Genomic DNA, 21,246 nt, shown 5'->3' with positions numbered 1-21,246 from the left:
TAGGTGGGCAGACTTATTATTAAGGCTGCCCTTTATTATGTTGTTTCAAAAAAAAATATAAAGAATTATACTTAGAATAAGTTGGTACTTTAATGAACTATAAAAATTGGGTTAATATATTATTTTAGTATAATTGAACGTGGGATATAAAAAATATAATTATTAAATACATAATAAAAATGAGGTTATTACATGAGTAAAAAAAGCTTTGCAGATTATACATTAAGTAAAGAAATTGTAAGAGCACTTACTGGTTTAGGGTATGAGCATCCAACGGAAGTGCAAGCAGAGGTTATTCCAGTTGCCTTGCAAAAGAAGGATCTTGTTGTGAAGTCGCAGACTGGAAGTGGAAAAACCGCTTCATTCGGTATACCACTTTGTGAAATGGTGGAGTGGGAAGAGAATAAGCCACAAGCATTAGTATTAACACCAACGAGAGAACTTGCAGTGCAAGTAAAAGAAGATATTACGAATATAGGGCGCTTTAAAAGAATTAAGGCTGCCGCGGTTTATGGTAAATCTCCATTTGCACGCCAAAAATTAGAATTAAAGCAAAAGACACATATTGTAGTTGGGACTCCTGGCCGTGTGTTGGATCATATTGAAAAGGGTACTCTTTCTTTAGAGCGCCTGAAGTACTTGGTTATTGATGAAGCAGATGAAATGCTAAATATGGGTTTTATCGATCAAGTAGAGGCAATTATTGACGAATTACCTACGAAACGAATGACAATGCTATTTTCAGCAACACTCCCAGAAGATGTTGAAAAGTTATCTCGTACATATATGGATTCGCCAACTCATATTGAAATTAAGGCCGCTGGGATTACAACAGACAAAATTGAGCATACCCTTTTTGAGGTAAGAGAAGAGGAGAAACTTTCACTTCTTAAAGATGTAACAACGATTGAGAATCCAGATAGTTGTATTATTTTTTGTCGTACACAAGAAAACGTGGATCACGTATTTAGACAATTAAAACGTGTCAATTATCCTTGCGACAAAATACATGGCGGTATGGTACAAGAAGATCGTTTTGAAGTTATGGACGATTTTAGAAAAGGAAAGTTCCGTTATTTAGTAGCAACAGATGTAGCTGCGAGAGGGATTGATATTGATAATATTACACATGTTATTAATTATGATATCCCATTAGAAAAGGAAAGTTATGTACATCGTACAGGAAGAACGGGACGAGCTGGTAAGAACGGAAAAGCTATTACATTCATAACACCGTATGAAAATAGATTTTTAGAAGAAATTGAGGAGTACATCGGCTTTGAAATTCAAAGGGCGCATGCACCTTCAAAAGAAGAAGTTATGAAAGGGAAAGGTGTATTTGAGGAGAAAATACATGCTAAACCAATTATAAAGAAAGATAAAAATGCAGACCTAAATAAAGGGATTATGAAACTGTACTTTAATGGCGGGAAGAAAAAGAAAATTAGGGCGGTAGATTTCGTCGGTACAATTGCTAAAATTAAAGGTGTTACAGCTGAAGATATAGGTATCATTACAATACAAGACAATGTTTCTTACGTTGAAATATTAAATGGAAAAGGACCGCTTGTATTAAAGGTCATGAAAAATACAACGATTAAAGGGAAACAATTAAAGGTTCATGAAGCAATTAAGTAAACAAAAAACTATCCACTTTAATAGGTGGATAGTTTTTTTGTTTCATTCGAAAGAAGTGGACATATAAATAAACGAGCATAAGGATAGCAGGGGATTTTAGGGAAATTGGATATCCATATTCGCTCCAATGATGAACCGTTGACCTTGCACGTGAAATTTAAAAACAAAAGAGGGTGTCTGAGAAACTTCTTCATATAACTTATTACAAGTTCATTTTGAAATGTTAATAAGAGAACCGGAAGGTGGAAGTAAATCAAAAAGGAAAAGGGATAAATAGGAAAATGAAGAACTTTTATATATATGCAAGTCTGAATTTTTAGATGAAATAGAGTGGGGGAAGAAGGATGATTCAATTTCCAAAAGCAGATGCTGAGCAATTTTTTAGATCGTATCGTATTGGCAAGTTTACAGTGAGTGAAGATGAAAAAAGATTAATTTTCAGTACAAATTTAAATGGTCATTCTAATTTATGGGCGATGGATTTACCAAATTTATCTCCTTATCCGTTAACATATTGTAATCAATCAAGCAATTTTATGAAAGTGGATCCTTTAAATCGATTTATTTTAGCTGGATTTGATAAAGATGGTGATGAAAATTATCATATTTATGCATTAAAACCAGAGGGTGGAGAATTGCTTGAATTGATTCCAGCAGGAGAGAAAGAAAAGGATTATTATGTACATTTAACAGAAGATGGAGAACGATTATATTATGTTACGAGTAAAGATAACCCAAGATTCTTTAATTCTCGTTGTTATAATTTGCGTACAAAAGAAGATATTCTCCTTTGTACGGGCGTAGAGACACCTACATATTTAAGTGCAGTGAGTCCAAATGAATCAAGCTTTATTGTCTTAAAATCGTATGGAAATACATATAATGTAGGATATGTGAAAAAGGGAGAGGAACTTATTTGTATGGTACCCTCCAGCGAAAAAGAACATATTATAACTTCCATTTGCTATGTCGATGAAAATACGGTGATTTTTGTTACAAATTATGAAGAAGAGTTTTCTTATGTGGCTTCTTTTGATTTGGATAAACAGGAATTCAAACCAATATGTAAAATAGAGAATGAGGAAGTATCCACTATAAAATGGCATGAAGAAACGAAAACTGGTTATATCGTTACAGCAAAAGGTGTTGAAGATAGGTTATATAGATTTGTATGGGGTACAAAGGAATTAATGCTATTAGATACTCCAGTGGATACGATAAAACAAATGGATATTTCTAAATCTGGAAATTTATATTTATTAGGTGAAAGTGCAACGAAAACAGCAAACATTTATTATAAGGAAAATGAAAGTACAGAGTGGGAGATGTTGACAAAAAACTATGTTATTGGTCTACATGAATCTTCTTTTGTTGAACCGGATGTTATAACATATTCTTCATTTGATGGATTAAATATAGAGGCATTATTATTTCGAGCGAAGGAAGAGGTACAAAACGGATATACAATATTTTGGCCCCATGGTGGTCCACAATGGGCTGAGATAAAGGACTTTACTGCATTGTTTCAATATTTATTAAGACAAGGATATAATATTTTCGCACCAAACTTTAGAGGAAGTACGAGATATGGTTCAACATTTACGAAAATGATCGAGGGTGATTGGGGAGAGGCTCCACGCTTAGATTGTGTAGCAGGAATAGAGTGGTTGTTTGAACAAGGTATTTCAACTGCAGATAAATTATTTGTTATGGGTGGAAGTTATGGTGGGTATATGACCCTATTACTTTATGGGCGCCATTCAGAATATTTTCGGGCGGCCATTGATCTTTTTGGACCTAGTAGTTTATTTAGCTTTATTGACTCTATGCCAGAAGAATGGAAGCCAATTGCTGTTAGTTTTATTGGTGATGTTGAGAAAGATAAAGATAAGCTTATGAAAGATTCACCAATCACATATTTGAATCAAATGAAAAAGCCACTTCTTATCGTTCAGGGGGCAAATGACCCTCGGGTTGTAAAGACAGAATCGGATCAAATTTTTCAAGCATTGCAAGAAAAAGAAGTCGATGTAGAATACATTGTACTTGAAGATGAAGGGCATGGATTTTCAAAGAAAGAAAATGAGATATATGTATATCGTCGTATAACAGAATTTTTAGCAAAGCATAAATGAAGTAAATGGCACCCTTAGGGGGCCATTTATTTGTTTAAGATTCTTTTAAATCGTCAACAAGCTTCTCCGCTAAACGTCTATACATATTACTCATAGTCACGAAAGATGTTAGTAATAAAAACTTTTCTAGCCTTGGATCTTCTAAGGAAGAAACCTCGTTTACTTCCGTAACACGGTTAGTTACGTCGTGTTTAAAGTTTTCAACATTGGTTTCAGTTAGAGCAAGATAATCTTTATATAGAGTATCTAATTCGAATGTAGCGTCGTTTATTAAAGGTTCATTTATATTTTCTAAGGAACTTTTTATGTCGTTAATGGAGAGGGCTCCTTTTAATTGATAAATTAAGCTGATCAAAATCATATGCTCTTTTGAATACTTTTTATTTTTGATAGGGATGAACAATTTTCCTTTTGCGTAATTGTTAATCATTGTTTTTGTTAATACTTTTTCATCATCGGTTCTCGTTGTATCTGCATAAGTATTCTCAAATAGTTGGACAACTTGGTCTACATATAAGTCGACAGTTGGGATATCCTCAAGTTTAATATTCTTTTCTAAACGTAATGTTTCCAGTAATTTATTTATATTTTCCACGTAGAACCCCTCACTTTTATAACATGGTGGAACTTAATGTTTGATATATCTTTAAATATGGTATTACGAAACAAATGAATTGTAAATGTTGACCTATATGAATATTATGTATATAATTACATGTAGTTATCGAAACTACATGTAATTATATGAGGGGTGTTTATATGAATGCTTATGTAAGAGAACCGGTTAATGCATTTACCCACTTAGGGGGGGCTGTATTATCATTTATTGCATTATTAGCTATGCTTGTGAAAGTTTCTGTTAAGATGCCATCTTTTGCTGCAATTACAGCTATTATTTTGTTTGGTATCGGGATGATGGTCCTTTATACAGCGTCAGCTGTATATCATAGTGTTGTAGCGAGTGAACGTGTTGTTTATTTCTTTAGGAAGCTCGATCATTCGATGATTTTTATACTAATTGCAGGTACATATGCACCCTTTTGCTTAATTACATTACATTCCGCAAATGGCTTGCTATTATTTTGCTTAGTTTATGCAACTGCGATTTGCGGTATTGTTTTTAAAATGTTTTGGTTTAATTGTCCGAGATGGTTATCGACAGCAATTTATATTACGATGGGCTGGTTAATTGTTCTATTCTTTGCACCGTTAGCTGAGAATTTAAGCACAGGGGGTATCGTGTTCTTAGTGCTTGGGGGTATCTTTTATACAATTGGTGGGTTTATTTATGGTGCAAAGCCGAAATGGTTAGAATTTAAACATATGGGGCATCACGAAATTTTTCATATTTTTGTATTGCTAGGTAGTCTTGCCCATTTTCTAAGTGTATATTGTTACGTAATTTAATGAAAAAAAGCCACATTACCTCTATTATGTGGCTTTTTTGATTGCACAAGTGGAATCATTTATTATGCAAAATAATTATGGGATAAAATGTAATTTTATGTGTTCGCATAATAAACATATGGTAAGAAATATGTGATATACTTTGGGAAGCTTATAATGAATGAAATATGGAGGACTATAATTATGGCAATACTTGTAACAGGTGGAGCAGGATATATTGGTAGTCATACATGCGTGGAATTACTAAATAACGATTATGAAATTATAGTAGTAGACAACCTTTCGAATAGCTCAGTAGAGTCTATAAATCGAGTGAAAGAAATAACAGGAAAACAATTTAAGTTTTATAAAGAAGATATTTTAAATCGTGAGGCACTTGATACAATTTTTGAAGAAAATACAATTGAGGCTGTTATTCACTTTGCAGGTTTTAAAGCCGTAGGAGAATCAGTAGCAATTCCATTAACATACTATCATAACAACATTACAAGCACATTGGTGCTATGTGAAGTGATGCAGAAGCATAATGTGAAGAAGATGATTTTCAGCTCATCTGCAACGGTATATGGTATCCCAGAAACATCACCAATTACGGAGGAGTTTCCATTAAGTGCAACCAATCCATATGGTCAAACGAAATTAATGATTGAACAAATTATGCGTGATGTAGCATTTGCTGATACGGAATGGAGTATCGCATTACTTCGCTATTTCAACCCATTTGGTGCACATGAGAGTGGGCGTATTGGAGAAGATCCAAATGGAATTCCCAATAATTTAATGCCATATGTAACACAAGTAGCTGTAGGTAAGCTAAAGGAATTAAGTGTATTTGGAAATGATTATCCAACAAAGGATGGTACAGGCGTCCGTGATTATATTCACGTTGTAGACTTAGCAAATGGCCATGTAAAGGCACTCGAAAAAGTACTTGGTACTACTGGGATAGATGCATATAATCTCGGTACAGGTACTGGTTATAGTGTGTTAGAAATGGTTGAAGCATTTGAAAAGGTTTCAGGGAAGAAAGTTCCTTATAAAATTACGGAGCGTCGTCCTGGTGATGTAGCAGTATGCTTTGCCGATGCATCGAAAGCAAAGCGTGAACTAGGATGGGAAGCAACACGTGGATTAGAAGAGATGTGTGCAGATTCTTGGAGATGGCAATCAAATAACAAAAATGGCTATCTAGAAGTTTGATATACAGATAAAAAAATGACCTTTTTGCAGGAGCAAAAGGTCATTTTTTTATTTATTTTCCATTAAGTTTATTAGCAAATTTAGTAAAGAAAGTTCGTTGTTTCATAGGAGCATTTGACTGACAAAATGTGTAGTAATCAATATTTTTAATGTAAGCAAAGAGTCGATAAATAGCATATGAGAATGTAATAGAAGACCCAATTGCAAAACTAATACCGTAGCCGTTGAATCCAAATGGAAGTAGAAGAATACTTAATAACAGGTTTGCAAAAAAGAATAAAGCTGATGTTCGGAAGGCACCTTTACGATCCTCAAAGTATAAGAGTAGTAACGTAATAACGAGGACCATTCCATTTGCATAAGCACCTATTATAGTTAGTTGCAGAATAGAGTATTCAAGGGTCATTTTTCCTGATTGTGAACTAAATATCCATATTATAAAAATAATAAGTAAAGAAAAAATACCTTGATTACGAAGTATGCGCTCTATTTCTTGTTTAAGAACAAAATTCATCGAATCTTTTAATTGTAAAATTGTATTTAATGTCCCGCCATTGTTCACCGAACCGAAGAACCTTTTATATCTTTCATAAAATCTTGTTTCAATGGATACTACGAAGAAAATATAGGTCGGAATAATGCTTAAATACGCCCAGAAAACAGAAGTATTATAAACTTTATGATAAATAAATGTATTCTCAATGTTTCCTCGTCCTTCTCCGAATCAAATAACAAAGTTACATACCCAAATGCCAATGTTGTAAAATAGGCTTGACCAAAATGGTTCTGGATATTTATCTAAATAAGAAAGAAAGGTAAACTGTTCAGTAGCATCACTGTTTGGAAACATTCGTACAATGACTATACTTAACCATACTAATGTAATAAATGTCCCGATTGTAAATGAAATTAAGAGTAATAAGGCGGATCCATGCTCTAGTCCAAGTGTTGGATGCCAGTAAGCTATAAGCGCAATTCCAGATAGGGAAAAAATTGAACCAATTAAGAATGCAAGAGCGATTGACTGATAATTTTTAGCTGCTGTTAAATAAATGGACTGAATCCAAATAATATTTAAAGCTAAAAATAAAAATAGCATCACGATTTTATAATAAAAGGCTAGTGGAGTGACAAATGCAAAAACAAGCCATAAGGCGATAGCTAAAAAGAGCGTAATTTTCGTCATTCCTAAAAATGAAGCATTCTATTAATTTTCATAGAAATAAAAGAGAATAATTTAAAAATCATCCCAGGTCTTGTCTTGTTGTTAGAGTGCGTTTATAATCAAATAATCCTATTAACTTTTTGATAGGATTATTTCTTATTGAAAGCGCTTTTAATTCGTGGTATTAGGGGAATACTGTTACTTTCAAATACTGAAAAGCTGACTAGGATTAAACAAGAAATAATATTGCTGTATAGCAGTTATTAAAGGGAGTTTTATTTTACTTTTTAAGGTAGGAAGTCTGACTTATTGTGTAAAAAACTATGTATGTAGTTTTGAGTAAGAAGAAAGATAATAAATAATATGATTTTTTATATGGTGGGGAGGTTACAGTGTGAAAATATAAGATTTTCACACGAGTATATATGGGTTATGTAGGATTATTACTTTCAGGTGCAGCCTTATTTTTAAATAGCCTTGTCATACTAGGCAAAGCAGAGATGAAGAGTGCAGGTGTTTTTAATTTATTTGTGGGGGCATTACAAATTATCATTCCGTTTTATTTAATTATGATCTCTGATCAAAGTAATTGGACGGTATATTCATATGCAGCTACTTTTTTATTTGGTTTAACGTATTTATACGTAGGGGTTACCTTTATTACAGGGATGAGTAGTACTGGATTAGGATGGTTTTGCCTATGGGTAGTTATTATCGCTTTATTTTATATGGTCGTATCATTTGTTCAATTTCAAGATGTTCTTAATGCGCTAACATGGTTTATGTGGGCTTTACTTTGGTATTTATTCTTTGTACTAAATGTACAAAAGAAAAATATTAATCAATATCTTGGTAGAATAGCGTTTGTACAATCATGGGTAACACTTACACTCCCTTCTCTTTTTTATTTTATGGGAATATGGGGAGAGTCAGTAGTATATGAAATATCTGTCTATGTATCGGTAGTTTCAATTTTATATTTTTGCTATTGTATTTTTAAATACCGAGTGCGTTAATTTATAGCATGTAGGAAAGCATGGAATCTTTATAATGATTCCATGCTTTTTATATAGTAGCATTTATAATAGAGGTAGTATTTTACAATTTCTAAAATGGGGATGATGAAGATGAAAAAAGTGCTGGTTCTAGGAGGAACAAGGTTTTTTGGTAAGCGATTAGTAGAAGCGCTTTTGCAAGCTGGACATAATGTAACGATTGCTACGCGGGGAATTACCGAAGATTCCTTTGGGGATACGGTAAAAAGAATTGTAGTAGATAGAGAAGACGAAAAGTTATTGGAAGAGCGTTTAGAAGGTAAAAGCTATGATGTTGTATACGATAATTTATGCTATAGCTCGAATGCTGCGGAAATTATATGTAAAGTATTACGTGATAGGGTGAAAAAATATGTTATGACATCCTCAATGGCGGTCTATGAGCCTACATTAAACTTGCAAGAAGAAGATTTTAATCCGTATGAATATTCGATTACGTATGGAGATAGAGGGGATTTCACTTATAGTGAGGGGAAGAGATTAGCAGAAGCAGTGTTATTTCAACGGGCAACATTCCCTGTCGTTGCGGTACGCTTTCCCGTCGTTATTGGAGAAAATGATTATACGAAGAGATTACAGTTTTACGTTGAAAATGTTGTGAAACAAGAGTCTATTGTTGTGGATCATTTAGATGGAAAGTTGTCGTTCATACATGAAAAAGAAGCTGGAGAGTTTTTAGCATGGTGCGGAATGGAAAACATAGAAGGTCCAATTAACGCTTGCAGTAACGGAGTGATCTCTATGGGAGAAGTTATTCGTTTCATAGAAGAACATAGTGGGACAAAAGCTCTTATTCAAGAAGCAGGAGACAATATAGCACCTTATAATGAGGTGACTAATTGTACGTTACATAATAGAAAGGCTCGCGAATTAGGATTTCCGTTCCGAGAATTAAAATTAGAAATAAAAAATGTTTTACAGCATTATATAGATATACTGAAGTAATCATAAATCCCCCGGTGGCAATCCGGGGGATTCTGGAGGATTTCGACAATACTAGTTTAACATTACCAAATTTACCTTATGCGTATGACTAATTTTTTTGTGATTGAATTGCTTGCAAATACTTTTCATTTACTCGGTCCCAATTAACTGTATTCCACCAATTGGTGATAAATTCTGGGCGCCGATTTTGATATTTTAAATAATAGGCATGTTCCCATACATCGATGACGAGTAATGGGATCTTTCCTTCTTGCAAAGGTGTGTCTTGATTTGGCGTACTCATAACAGCGAGTTCTTCACCATCAAGAACAAGCCATCCATATCCGCTTCCAAAACGACTAATTGCAGCTTTAGAAAGTTGATCTTTTAGGTTGTCAAAGGTGTTGAAATAATAATCAATTACTTTTGAAACGTCCCCATTAGGATCGCCGCCACCTTTCGGACTCATCACCTCCCAAAAAAGGCTATGACAATAATGGCCACCGCCGTTATTTCTTACGGCTGTAGCAATCTCTTTTGGCAAGGTGTTTAAATTACATAGTAACTCTTCTAACGATTTATTATGTAATTCGGTATAGCCCCCCAAAGCAGCATTTAAATTGTTTACATATGTCGCATGATGCTTGCCATGATGAATGGCTAATGTGTCACCATCAATATATGGCTCTAGTTCATCATAATCATATGAAAGATTAGGCAATTGAAATGAAGACATGATATTACCTCCTTTCCACTCAAAAAGTTGGTCTTGGTAAAAATATTTTACCTAAGTCAAAAATACACTTGTTTATTCCGAAAGTCAACAACAATTCTAATAATTTTCTGAAAAATATTACGATAAAAGTAACACTTTTGATTTCGTTTGTGACTCTTATCCTTTTTGCTTATACTGTAAAGTAGTAGTGTCTTGTTGAGATAGAAGGAGATTGTTTATGAGTAAAACGAAACAATTAATAGAGGAAGCAAGTAATTTTATTAGGATTTGCTATAAAGAGCTTAATAAAGAGCAATTAATAGAAGAGCGTATGAAAGAAATTTTAATAGAGATAGAAAAGACCGGAACGTATGAGCATACATTTGAAGAACTTGTTCATGGATCACGAATGGCATGGCGCAATAGTAATAGATGTATCGGAAGACTATTTTGGAATAAGATGCACATATTAGATGCGCGTGAAGTAAATGATGAGGAAGGTGTATATAATGCATTAATTCATCATATTAAATATGCGACGAATGATGGAAAAGTTAAACCGACAATTACAATTTTTAAGCAATATCAAGGTGAAGAAAATAATATTCGGATTTATAATCATCAATTAATTCGATATGCAGGATATAAGACGGAAATGAGGGTAATTGGTGATTCTCACTCCGCTGCATTTACTGATTTATGTCAGGAGCTTGGTTGGCAAGGCGAAGGTACACATTTTGATGTATTACCACTTGTATTTTCTATTGATGGAAAAGAGCCTGTATATAAAGAAATCCCGAAAAAAGAAGTGAAAGAGGTACCAATTGAACATCCAGAGTACCCAATTTCATCTTTAGGAGTGAAATGGTATGGAGTACCGATGATTTCAGATATGCGTTTAGAGATTGGTGGTATTTCTTATACAGCAGCTCCATTTAATGGGTGGTATATGGGAACTGAGATTGGTGCTCGTAACTTAGCGGACCATGATCGTTATAATTTACTTCCGGCAGTTGCAGAGATGATGAATTTAGATACTTCGAGAAATAGTACGTTATGGAAAGATAAGGCACTGATTGAGTTGAATATTGCGGTGTTACATTCTTTTAAAAAACAAGGAGTTAGTATTGTAGATCACCATACTGCCGCACAACAATTTCAACAGTTTGAAAAGCAGGAAGCTGCTTGTGGCCGAGTTGTTACGGGAAATTGGGTATGGTTAATCCCGCCGCTATCACCTGCTACAACTCACATTTACCACAAACCGTACCCGAATGATGTTCTTACACCGAATTTCTTTCATAAATAAAGAAAAAGCATTGAACTAGAGTTGTTCAATGCTTCTTTGTCGTCCAATATCACACGGGACTTCAAAATATACCCATTATTCTTGACGATTCCATTGTTATTTTCCGATAATAACACTAACTAAATAAAAAAGGAATGAATCACAGATGCTAAATTTAGTACTTATGATGATTGAACGCGTCGGACTTATTGTTATTTTAGGATTTTTACTTTCTCATATTAAAACGTTCCGACGCCTTCTTCATAAACAGGACGGATATGTAGATAAGCTTAAGCTTATTTGTATTTTTTCGGTGTTTACAATTGTAAGCAATTACACAGGGATTGAAATAGCAGGAAATACTATTATGAATGAAAATTGGCTACAAGGTGTTTCTTCATCTAGCACGATTGCGAATACACGAATCATGGGGGTTGGAATTAGTGGCTTGTTAGGTGGGCCTATCGTTGGAATTGGAGTAGGGTCTATTGCTGGCGTTCATCGTTATATGCTTGGCGGAACGACAGCGGCAAGTTGTGCAATTTCATCAATTTTAGCAGGAATTATAACAGGTTATATTGGATACATTTTCAAAAAATATAATCGTACAATTACCCCTAAATTTTCAGCGGCTTTAAGTGTTTTTATCGTTTCTTTAGAAATGATTATGATTTTATTAATTGTAGAGGATGGAATCAGTATTGTGAAAACAATTGCGATCCCAATGATCCTTGTAAATAGTTTCGGAAGCTTTATTTTACTTTCTATGATACAGGCTATTTTGCGTCAAGAAGAGAATGCAAAAGCTCTGCAAACACATAAAGTATTACGAATTGCTGATAAAACGTTGCCATATTTTCGCCAAGGGTTAACCGAAGAATCTTGCAAGCATGTGGCACAAATTATTCACCGCTTTACGGGAACAGATGCGGTATCCTTAACAGATACAGAGAAAATCTTAGCTCATGTTGGATTAGCATCAGATCATCATATTCCTTCACACAGCTTAATCACAGGTTTATCAAAAGAAGTATTAAAAACAGGGAAAATAATGAAAGCGAAATCACGTGAGATTATTAATTGCCAACATGAAGGGTGTCCATTGCAAGCGGCAGTTGTCATTCCATTAACTTCACATGGAAATACGATAGGAACATTAAAACTTTATTTTAAAACCCCTAATCAATTAAGTCGTGTTGAAGAAGAATTAGCGGAAGGACTGGCGAAAATATTTTCCACACAGCTTGAGTTAGGTGAAGCTGAGTTACAAAGTAAGTTATTACAAGATGCTGAAATAAAGGCGCTGCAAGCACAAATTAATCCGCACTTTTTATTTAATGCGATTAATACAGTATCAGCTTTATGCCGAACAGATGTAGAGAAAGCGAGAAAATTATTGCTACAGCTTAGCGTCTATTTCCGTTGTAATTTGCAAGGGGCACGTCAATTACTTATTCCATTAGAACAAGAGTTAAATCATGTACATGCATATTTATCGTTAGAGCAAGCGAGATTTCCGAATAAGTATGAAGTAAAGATGTACATTGAAGAAGAATTAAAGACAACGTTAGTTCCACCATTTGTGCTTCAGTTATTAGTTGAAAATGCATTGCGCCATGCTTTTCCAAAAAAGCAATCAGTATGCCAAGTTGAGGTACACGTGTTTGAAAAAGAGGGGATGGTTCACTTTGAAGTGAAAGATAATGGGCAAGGAATTGAGAACGAACGTCTAGAGCAATTAGGAAAAATGGTAGTTCCATCAAAGAAAGGAACTGGAACAGCTTTATATAATATTAATGAGCGGCTTATCGGGTTATTTGGAAAAGAGACAATGCTTCAAATTGAAAGTGAATTGGAGCGAGGAACAAAGATCCTCTTTATAATTCCGAAAAAAGTAGGGGAGGAAAAAGCGAGTGTTAAAGGTATTAGTAGTTGATGATGAAATGTTAGCACGGGATGAATTGAAATATTTATTAGAGCGAACGAAAGAAGTGGAGATAGTTGGCGAGGCTGATTGTGTAGAGGATGCTTTAGAAGAATTAATGAAAAGCAAGCCAGACATAGTTTTTCTAGATATTCAACTATCTGATGATAACGGATTTGAGATCGCAAATATATTAAAGAAGATGAAAAATCCGCCTTCAATCGTGTTTGCAACTGCATATGATCAATATGCACTGCAAGCCTTTGAAGTAGATGCGTTAGATTACATTTTAAAGCCATTTGATGAAGAGCGTATCGTACAGACATTAAAGAAATATAAGAAACAAAAGCAAACAAAAATAGAAACAAAGCAAGATGCAAAGAGTATAGATGTAACGACCGAGATGCATAAATTAGCACTACCAATTGAGGAATCAATTGTACTTGTTAATATTGAAGATATTATTTACGTAGGACTTGTAGATGGGAAAGTAACTGTAAAAACAATGAAAGAAACATATGTAACACATGATACACTTGTGATTTTGGAAAAGAAATTATCGCAAACAATTTTTATGCGTGTTCATCGTAGTTTCATTGCTAATATTAATCATATTTCTGAGATACAGCCGTGGTTTAATTCGACTTATAACTTAATTATGAAAGAGGGGTCTAAAGTCCCAGTTAGCCGTACATATGCAAAAGAACTTAAAAAGCTGCTTCGCATTTAAGGAGCAGCTTTTGTATTTCACTCTATGATTTTTGTAACTGGTTGTATATATTTGACATTCCGTTATGTAAACGCTTACTTAGTTGTTTATATCCTATACAATAAAGGTACCAAATCGAAAGAGGTGGCCAAAATGAGCACAAAAAAAGTATATGGTTTTCTATCACAAATATTCGTTTTTTCAGCTATTATGTTAGTTTCTAATATTATCTCAACACATTTACCAATTCCAATGCCTTCATCAGTAATCGGGTTAGTCATTTTATTTAGTCTATTATGTTTAAAGGTTATTAAATTGGAGCAAGTTGAATCACTCGGAACAGCTTTAACAGGTATTATCGGATTTCTTTTCGTCCCATCAGGTATATCAGTTATTAACTCTCTTGGTGTAATGAGCCAATATTTTGTACAAATCATAACTGTAATCGTTGTCGCAACAATTATTTTACTTGCCGTAACAGGTTTATTTGCACAATTGATTTTAGGTAAAGATGACAAAGAAACAAAAGATACAAAAGAATTGAAAGTAGTAAATAAAGGACGCAAGCAAGGGAAAGTTGCGTAACTATTTTAGACCATTACATGGTTAGGAGGTAATGAACATGACAAGCACAATGACTCCATATTTCGGAATCGTCGTTTCATTAATTGCATACGGAATCGGAACACTTTTATTCAAGCACTCAAAAGGATTCTTCTTATTTACACCACTATTTGTAGCAATGGTATTAGGGATCGTCTTTTTAAAAGTAGGTAACTTTACTTTTGAGGAATACAATACTGGTGGGAAAATGATTAGTTTCTTCTTAGAGCCAGCAACAATTGCCTTTGCAATTCCGTTATATAAACAAGTTGATAAATTAAAAAAATATTGGTGGCAAATTTTATCGGCTATCGTGGTTGGATCTATTTGTTCAGTGGTTGTCGTGTTCATTGTCGCAAAAGCAATTGGCTTAGATACATCTGTAATGAATTCAATGTTACCACAGGCAGCAACAACAGCAATTGCATTACCAATATCTGAAAGTATTGGTGGTATTCCAGCAATTACATCGTTTGCAGTTATCTTTAACGCAGTTATCGTATACGCATTGGGAGCTTTATTCTTAAAAACATTTAGAGTGAAACACCCGATTGCTAAAGGGTTAGCACTTGGAACAGCAGGACATGCGTTAGGGGTTGCAGTAGGGATTGAAATGGGTGAAGTAGAAGCGGCTATGGCGAGTATCGCTGTGACAGTAGTTGGTGTTGTAACAGTGGTTGTCATTCCGATGTTCATGCCATTCATTGGGTAATAAAACTTACTTATAAAAATTATAAAAGCAAGCTATTTGTAGGACGGATTTCTACTGATAGCTTGCTTTTTATGTTACAGTAGTGGTAAGACCTATTTGTATTAGAATAAAAGTTTCCTTAAATCTTCATTAATACTATGCATAATGCATTTTGAAATAGGTCATTGTATTGTAAAATAAGAAGTAACATAATATAGGACATATTAATGAGCAATTATAGAAGAGATAAATTGCTTGTAATACTAATATTAAGGATTAATTATAAGTAGGATATAGAGAGAATATACTTATAAAAGTTTTACTTTATAGGACAGGAGAGAGTACTCGTCGATTATGCAAATAAAAAACCTGTTTCAAAGCAAAGGATTTCAGAGGTTACTCGTATTAGTGCTACTTGCTCTCATATTGTATGGGCTGCAAAGTATGTTAAATTTAATTTTAATTACGTTTATGTTGACGTATTTAATGGATCGATTTCAAAAGTTCATTTCTCGTAAATTAGATCATTTCATGCCAATTAACCGGAAAATTATTATAGCGTTTTTATATGTAACGTTAGTTGCCGGAATTGCCATTACTCTCTTTAAATATTTACCGGTATTAACAATACAAATTTCACAATTAATTTATCAATTTAATGTATTTTTAAGAAATCCGCCAGATAGTGAATTAATTAAATATGCAGTTAATGCTGTTAATCATATGGAGCTTTCTAAATATGTAGGGCAAGGCGTAGACATTTTGTATAAATCTATTACGAATGTTGGGAAATTTGGCCTTCAAGTTTTACTTTCTTTAATTTTAAGTTTATTTTTCTTACTTGAAAAGGCTCGTATTTTTGCCTTTACTGCGAAATTTAAAGAAAGCCGACTTGCAATTTTCTATACTGAGATTGAGTATTTCGGAAAGAAGTTTGCACGTTCATTCGGAAAAGTAATTGAAGCACAATTTTTGATTGCAATTGTTAACTGTATTTTATCTGTTATTGCATTATGGATATTAGGATTTCCACAATTGCTGGGTTTAGCTTTAATGATTTTCTTACTTGGTTTAATTCCAGTAGCAGGTGTTATCATTTCGTTATTCCCACTCTGTATGATTGCTTACAATATCGGCGGTATTATGTATGTCGTTTATATTATAGTTATTGTAACGGTAATTCATGCGCTTGAGAGCTATGTATTAAATCCGAAGTTTATGTCACAAAAAACAAACTTACCAATCTTCTACACATTTATGGTATTAATTTTCTCTGAACATTTTTTAGGTGTATGGGGACTAATTATCGGTATTCCAATCTTCATATTCTTATTAGATGTTTTAGATGTGACAAGTGATGAAAATGAGAAGGATTTTTCTAAAAAATAAAGTAAAGAAAAAGCATCGATATTCGATGCTTTTTCTTTTATAAAGTATGGTATCTTATGACATACTGTAAGAAGAATATACAATTGGGGTGAAATAATGGCTATAAATGAAAAGAGAGAGTTAGCTACATTTGCTGGTGGATGTTTCTGGTGCATGGTTTCGCCGTTTGAAGAGATGGAAGGAATTATACAGGTTGTTTCAGGTTATACAGGTGGCCATAAAGAGGATCCGACGTATAAAGAAGTGTGTTCGGAAACTACTGGACATTATGAAGCAGTACAAATTACATTTGATGCAAATAAAATGCCGTATGAAGAGTTGTTAAATATATATTGGAGACAAATTGACCCGACTGATATTGGAGGGCAATTCCACGACCGTGGGCAGTCTTACGAAACGGTGATTTTTTACCATAATGAAGAACAACATAGACGAGCGGAGGCTTCAAAAGAAGAGCTTGCGAAGAGTGGACGCTTTTCAAAGCCAATTGCTACAAAAATATTGCCAGCTGCTACATTTTATCCAGCTGAAGAATATCATCAAGGATATCATAAGAAAAATACATTCCGCTATGAATTATATCGCAAGGGCTCAGGGCGCGATGCTTTTATTAAAAAGCATTGGCCGAAGGACAATGCTCATTTAAAAGAAAGATTAAACGAGATGCAATTTTATGTGACCCAGGAAAATGGGACAGAACCACCATTTCAGAATGAGTATTGGAATTATAAAGAAGAGGGTTTATATGTAGATATTGTTTCTGGTGAACCATTGTTCACTTCTATAGATAAATTCGATAGCGGATGCGGATGGCCGAGTTTTACGAAACCGGTTATGTCAGCTAGTGTAAAAGAAAAAATGGATGTTAGTCATAATATGACGCGTACGGAAGTGAGAAGTAAAGAAGGAGATTCACATCTAGGGCATGTATTCCCAGATGGCCCAGGGCCAAATGGTCTTCGTTATTGTATTAATTCAGCGGCTCTTCGATTTATCCCAAAAGAGAAATTAGAAGAAAAGGGATATGGTGATTTCTTAATTCTGTTTGGCAATAAAAAATAACCTCGCAGTTAGCGAGGTTATTTTTTTATTTTGCTTTTTTCTTTTTAAATTTACTTAGTGCTTCATAAACGATTGGTACGATAAGAAGTGTTAATAACGTTGAACTTGTTAATCCACCAATTACGGTTACGCCAAGTCCTTTAGAAATTAAGCCGCTACCTTCAAATCCTAATGCAAGCGGAATAAGAGCCCCAATTGTTGCAATTGCAGTCATTAAGATAGGACGTAAGCGTGTTGCACCAGCTTCTAATAATGCCTCGCGTGTTGATAGACCGTCATTTTCTTTATGAATAACGCGGTCAATAAGTACGATTGCATTCGTTACAACGATACCAATTAACATAAGAGCCCCAATCATTGCGGATACACTTAATGTTTCGCCAGAGATTAATAGGGCAACAAGTGCACCAATGATTGTGAATGGTAGCGAGAATAAGATTGCAAATGGTGCAAGAGCACCGCCAAATGTAACGACAAGGACGAAGTATACAATGGCAATTGCAGCTAACATCGCTAATCCAAGTTGCTTAAATGATTCTTGAATGTCTTTTGTAACACCGCCCATAGAAACGTCTACACCAGAAGGAAGATCCATTTTATCCACTTCTTTTTGAACTGCAGCCGATGCTTTTGAAACGTCATCAGATGTTAATTTTGCACTTACTGCTGCATAAACACGGCCATCTCGACGTGTTACTGTGTTAGAAGTTTCACCTTCTTTTACAGTCATAACATCTTTAACAGCAACTTCATTACCGAGTGGTGTTGTAATTTTACGATTTGTTAAATCATCAATCGTTTCATAGTTTTGTTTTTCAGTTTCTACGTATACATTTATATCCTTATTATCTTTTTTAATTGTTGTAAGAACAGGGCGGTCGTGTTGATTAGAAAGTCCCATTCCAATTTGGGCAGCAGTTAGCCCCATTTTACTTAGCTTTTCTTGATCTGCGACTAAAGTGTATTCTGCATATGTTTTCGCAATACTAGAGTCTACGTCTTTTAAGTCTTTATTTTTCTTCATGATATTTTGAATATCTTTAACGACAGGCTTAATTTCTTCAGAGCTATCTCCATAAACGTATAGTTTAATTTCGTTACTACCGCCACTTGCTCCGAAATCTTGGTTTTTCCATTCGCCTTTTCCAGACATCTTTTGTAAATCTTTAACGACTTGTTCTTTCTCTTTTTCGAAGTTCTTCGTATCGTTATCATATTGAACGAAGAACATAGCTTGATTTGTTTTACCAGGGCTCATTGGGTTTTCGCCACCTAATGAGAATTGAATTGTTTTGACGTCTTTTTTATCTTGGAAGTGCTTTTCAGCTTTCGTTGCAATTTTTTCAACGTCTTCTAACGTTTGACCTGGCTCGGGGTTGTATGTTGCAATAATCATTTTTTCTTCTTCAGATGGTAAGAAGCTGACACCGATAATTGGTACCAATGCAAGGCTACCTACTAATAGAAGGACAGCGATACTTGATGTAATAATTTTATGATTTAACGCCCATCGAAGTATGCGCTTATATCCATTTGCTAATTTGCTTGGTTTTTCTTCATGATGCACTTCTTTTTCTCTCATGCTCTCTTTCTTGAATAAGGAGTGAGCTAGCATTGGTACGATTGTAACAGCCACCAATAAGGATGCTAATAAAGCAAAGACGATAGTTAAGGCGAATGGTAAGAACATTTCACCAATCATACCTTTTACGAGTCCAAGAGGTAAGAATACAGCAATTGTTACAATTGTAGAAGACATAATCGGGATAAACATTTCTTTCGTAGCTTCACGAATTAAATCTTTTCCGCGTAGTTTCTCTTCTGATAACGACATACGTCGGTAAATGTTTTCAATAACAACAATTGAATCATCGACAACGCGTCCGATAGCGACCGTCATTGCTCCAAGTGTCATAATGTTAAGTGTAATATCCATTTGTTTTATTACTAAGACTGCAATTAATAAAGAAAGTGGTATAGAAACGACAGAGATTAGTGTTGTTCGAATGTTTCTTAGGAACAACATAATAATAACAATCGCAAAGATAGCCCCGAAAATTGCTTTGCTAAGCATTGTTTCAACTGATTTTTCAATCGGTGCACCTTGGTCGAATGTTGAAATGATATCTAAGTCTTTATATTTTTTCTCAAGGTCTTTTACTTTATCTTTAACTGCATTTACAACATCAACTGTGTTCGCATCAGCGGCCTTCACAATTTGAATTCCAATGGCTTCTTTTCCATTTGTTCGAGAAATAGATTCTGCTTTTCCGACTTCTTTAATATCAGCAATTTCTTCTAATGTGACCGTTGGTATGCCGTTCATAGCGGCTGGATTCATTTGCGGCGTTTGTGCACCAGTTCCAGCATTTTGACTACCTTGGCTGCTCGGTGATGAAGGTACAGCTGGGATTTTTAGTTCTTTTAATGCTTTAATTGTTGTGATATTTCCATCTACAACAACTGATTTTTCCGTGTCTTTAAATGTATATAGGCCAAGTGGTAAAGATACGTCCGATCCTTTAATCACATTTTTTACAGTATCTTCACTTAAACCTAATTCTTTCATCTTATCTTGTTTGAAGACAAGCTGTACTTCGTCTACTTGTTGACCTGTGATTTGAACAGATGCGACACCATCAAGTCCTTTTAAACCTGGAACAACATTTTTTTCAACATTTTCAGTTAAGGTAGCTAAAGATTCATTTTTACTTGCTACGCTTAATGAAATAACTGGAAAGGCATTAAAGTTTACTCGAGAGACTTTCGGATCTTTCACACCTTCCGGCAGTTTCATATTTGCGAGTGCCTCTTTAACTTCTGTTTCGGCTTTTTCCATATTTTTATCAAAATCATATTCTATTTGAATAGAAGATGCATTTTGATAAGATGATGAGCTAACAACGTTTACGCCGCTTAAATTTTGCAGTTGCTCTTCCATCGGTTTTGACACTTTATCAGCTACTTCAGCTGGTGTAGCACCAGGATAAACCGTAGTTACTGTTACAATCGGTGTTGTAATATCAGGAATTGTCTCCAGCTTCATATTGAGTCCAGAATAAATACCTGCGATAGTAACAATAATGGTTAGTAGCCAAACTGCGAACTTATTTTTTAACGAGAAATTGATGATTTTGTTCATGTTTGCGCTCCCTTTTTATTGTATTGACCAATCGGTCAGTCTAATACACAATATAACTGACTGATTGGTCAGTAGTCAATGAAAAGAGATGGTATAATAAAGCTAAAATGTAAGGGGAGAGATTTTTTATTATTCCTTACTGAATTATTAGCTTTTATTAATTGAACTTCTAAATAGATAGTAGGCCTCAAAAATAACT

Annotated in this window: 16 protein-coding genes and 2 pseudogenes; 14 read left to right on the top strand and 4 right to left on the bottom strand. The window is 34.3% G+C overall.

Translation table 11 applies throughout. The features are described from left to right. Positions 1-192: 192 nt before the first annotated feature. Together MR109_RS07740 and MR109_RS07735 are read left to right on the top strand one after the other, a co-directional pair. The gene (locus tag MR109_RS07740; protein WP_242271616.1) at positions 193-1,638 is read left to right on the top strand and encodes a DEAD/DEAH box helicase; all 1,446 of its coding nucleotides are present in this window, start codon (positions 193-195) and stop codon (positions 1,636-1,638) included. Positions 1,639-1,982: 344 nt separating this feature from the next. After that, positions 1,983-3,773 (top strand): S9 family peptidase, encoded by a 1,791-nt coding sequence (locus tag MR109_RS07735; RefSeq protein WP_242271614.1) that lies wholly within the window; start codon positions 1,983-1,985, stop codon positions 3,771-3,773. A gap of 34 nt (positions 3,774-3,807) precedes the next feature. On the opposite strand, the gene MR109_RS07730 is transcribed toward MR109_RS07735, so the two are convergent. Next, a complete protein-coding gene (locus MR109_RS07730) occupies positions 3,808-4,368 on the bottom strand; it encodes a DUF1836 domain-containing protein (RefSeq protein ID WP_242271612.1) in 561 nt (186 codons plus the stop codon). A 164-nt stretch (positions 4,369-4,532) separates the two neighbouring features. Between MR109_RS07730 and trhA the strand changes: the two genes are divergently transcribed. Continuing rightward, the gene (gene trhA, locus MR109_RS07725) at positions 4,533-5,180 is read left to right on the top strand and encodes a PAQR family membrane homeostasis protein TrhA (RefSeq protein ID WP_178940843.1); all 648 of its coding nucleotides are present in this window, start codon (positions 4,533-4,535) and stop codon (positions 5,178-5,180) included. Between the two features lie 183 nt (positions 5,181-5,363). Continuing rightward, positions 5,364-6,380, top strand: a complete 1,017-nt coding sequence (gene galE / locus MR109_RS07720; RefSeq protein WP_242271609.1) for a UDP-glucose 4-epimerase GalE — start codon at positions 5,364-5,366, stop codon at positions 6,378-6,380. 52 nt (positions 6,381-6,432) lie between these two features. On the opposite strand, the pseudogene pelG reads toward galE, so the two are convergent. After that, a pseudogene (pelG, locus tag MR109_RS07715) lies at positions 6,433-7,566 on the bottom strand (exopolysaccharide Pel transporter PelG). A 404-nt stretch (positions 7,567-7,970) separates the two neighbouring features. On the opposite strand from pelG, the gene MR109_RS07710 reads away from it, so the two are divergent. Further along, a complete protein-coding gene (locus MR109_RS07710; protein WP_178940845.1) occupies positions 7,971-8,561 on the top strand; it encodes an AmiS/UreI family transporter in 591 nt (196 codons plus the stop codon). 105 nt (positions 8,562-8,666) lie between these two features. After that, positions 8,667-9,545: an NAD-dependent epimerase/dehydratase family protein gene (locus tag MR109_RS07705; RefSeq protein WP_048375020.1), complete on the top strand. Its 879-nt coding sequence runs from the start codon at positions 8,667-8,669 to the stop codon at positions 9,543-9,545. A gap of 88 nt (positions 9,546-9,633) precedes the next feature. Here the strand turns inward: MR109_RS07705 and sodA are convergent, their stop codons facing one another. Beyond that, the gene (sodA, locus tag MR109_RS07700) at positions 9,634-10,260 is read right to left on the bottom strand and encodes a superoxide dismutase (RefSeq protein ID WP_242271607.1); all 627 of its coding nucleotides are present in this window, start codon (positions 10,258-10,260) and stop codon (positions 9,634-9,636) included. A 217-nt stretch (positions 10,261-10,477) separates the two neighbouring features. Here sodA and MR109_RS07695 point away from each other — a divergent pair, with 217 nt between their 5' ends. The 8 genes and pseudogenes from MR109_RS07695 (at position 10,478) to msrB (ending at position 17,905) form a co-directional block, all read left to right on the top strand. Then, on the top strand, positions 10,478-11,548 hold the full coding sequence (locus MR109_RS07695; RefSeq protein ID WP_242271605.1) for a nitric oxide synthase oxygenase: 1,071 nt from the start codon (positions 10,478-10,480) through the stop codon (positions 11,546-11,548). A 145-nt stretch (positions 11,549-11,693) separates the two neighbouring features. Further along, positions 11,694-13,463 (top strand): two-component system sensor histidine kinase LytS, encoded by a 1,770-nt coding sequence (gene lytS, locus MR109_RS07690; protein ID WP_242271603.1) that lies wholly within the window; start codon positions 11,694-11,696, stop codon positions 13,461-13,463. After that, complete coding sequence (locus tag MR109_RS07685) at positions 13,441-14,181, top strand: LytR/AlgR family response regulator transcription factor (RefSeq protein WP_242271601.1); 741 nt, start codon at positions 13,441-13,443, stop codon at positions 14,179-14,181. Before lytS ends, MR109_RS07685 begins: the two co-directional genes overlap by 23 nt. Positions 14,182-14,313: 132 nt before the next feature. Further along, the gene (lrgA, locus tag MR109_RS07680; protein WP_002174469.1) at positions 14,314-14,745 is read left to right on the top strand and encodes an antiholin-like murein hydrolase modulator LrgA; all 432 of its coding nucleotides are present in this window, start codon (positions 14,314-14,316) and stop codon (positions 14,743-14,745) included. Between the two features lie 37 nt (positions 14,746-14,782). Further along, entirely contained in the window at positions 14,783-15,475 is a 693-nt protein-coding gene (gene lrgB / locus MR109_RS07675) for an antiholin-like protein LrgB (protein ID WP_002174468.1), read from the top strand. Between the two features lie 333 nt (positions 15,476-15,808). Then, a complete protein-coding gene (locus MR109_RS07670; RefSeq protein WP_242271599.1) occupies positions 15,809-16,843 on the top strand; it encodes an AI-2E family transporter in 1,035 nt (344 codons plus the stop codon). 96 nt (positions 16,844-16,939) lie between these two features. Then, positions 16,940-17,407, top strand: a pseudogene (gene msrA, locus MR109_RS07665) (peptide-methionine (S)-S-oxide reductase MsrA); the annotation flags it as partial. A gap of 45 nt (positions 17,408-17,452) precedes the next feature. Next, positions 17,453-17,905 (top strand): peptide-methionine (R)-S-oxide reductase MsrB, encoded by a 453-nt coding sequence (gene msrB, locus MR109_RS07660; protein WP_265623181.1) that lies wholly within the window; start codon positions 17,453-17,455, stop codon positions 17,903-17,905. A gap of 25 nt (positions 17,906-17,930) precedes the next feature. Here the strand turns inward: msrB and MR109_RS07655 are convergent, their stop codons facing one another. Further along, entirely contained in the window at positions 17,931-21,047 is a 3,117-nt protein-coding gene (locus MR109_RS07655; RefSeq protein ID WP_242271590.1) for an efflux RND transporter permease subunit, read from the bottom strand. Positions 21,048-21,246 lie beyond the last annotated feature (199 nt).

The sequence above is a fragment of the Bacillus cereus group sp. BfR-BA-01310 genome (assembly GCF_022664325.1).
Classification (GTDB): domain Bacteria; phylum Bacillota; class Bacilli; order Bacillales; family Bacillaceae_G; genus Bacillus_A; species Bacillus_A paramycoides.
The sequence above is the reverse complement of the archived record's forward strand: the minus strand, read 5'-3'. Positions and strand labels throughout refer to the sequence as shown.

Excerpts from the sequence above, each read along its gene's own strand:
- MR109_RS07740 (WP_242271616.1), top strand. The coding sequence starts at position 193 with ATGAGTAAAAAAAGCTTTGCAGATTATACATTAAGTAAAGAAATTGTA.
- MR109_RS07735 (WP_242271614.1), top strand. The coding sequence starts at position 1,983 with ATGATTCAATTTCCAAAAGCAGATGCTGAGCAATTTTTTAGATCGTAT.
- trhA (WP_178940843.1), top strand. The coding sequence starts at position 4,533 with ATGAATGCTTATGTAAGAGAACCGGTTAATGCATTTACCCACTTAGGG.
- galE (WP_242271609.1), top strand. The coding sequence starts at position 5,364 with ATGGCAATACTTGTAACAGGTGGAGCAGGATATATTGGTAGTCATACA.
- MR109_RS07710 (WP_178940845.1), top strand. The coding sequence starts at position 7,971 with ATGGGTTATGTAGGATTATTACTTTCAGGTGCAGCCTTATTTTTAAAT.
- MR109_RS07705 (WP_048375020.1), top strand. The coding sequence starts at position 8,667 with ATGAAGATGAAAAAAGTGCTGGTTCTAGGAGGAACAAGGTTTTTTGGT.
- sodA (WP_242271607.1), bottom strand. The coding sequence starts at position 10,260 with ATGTCTTCATTTCAATTGCCTAATCTTTCATATGATTATGATGAACTA.
- MR109_RS07695 (WP_242271605.1), top strand. The coding sequence starts at position 10,478 with ATGAGTAAAACGAAACAATTAATAGAGGAAGCAAGTAATTTTATTAGG.
- lytS (WP_242271603.1), top strand. The coding sequence starts at position 11,694 with ATGCTAAATTTAGTACTTATGATGATTGAACGCGTCGGACTTATTGTT.
- lrgA (WP_002174469.1), top strand. The coding sequence starts at position 14,314 with ATGAGCACAAAAAAAGTATATGGTTTTCTATCACAAATATTCGTTTTT.
- lrgB (WP_002174468.1), top strand. The coding sequence starts at position 14,783 with ATGACAAGCACAATGACTCCATATTTCGGAATCGTCGTTTCATTAATT.
- MR109_RS07670 (WP_242271599.1), top strand. The coding sequence starts at position 15,809 with ATGCAAATAAAAAACCTGTTTCAAAGCAAAGGATTTCAGAGGTTACTC.
- MR109_RS07655 (WP_242271590.1), bottom strand. The coding sequence starts at position 21,047 with ATGAACAAAATCATCAATTTCTCGTTAAAAAATAAGTTCGCAGTTTGG.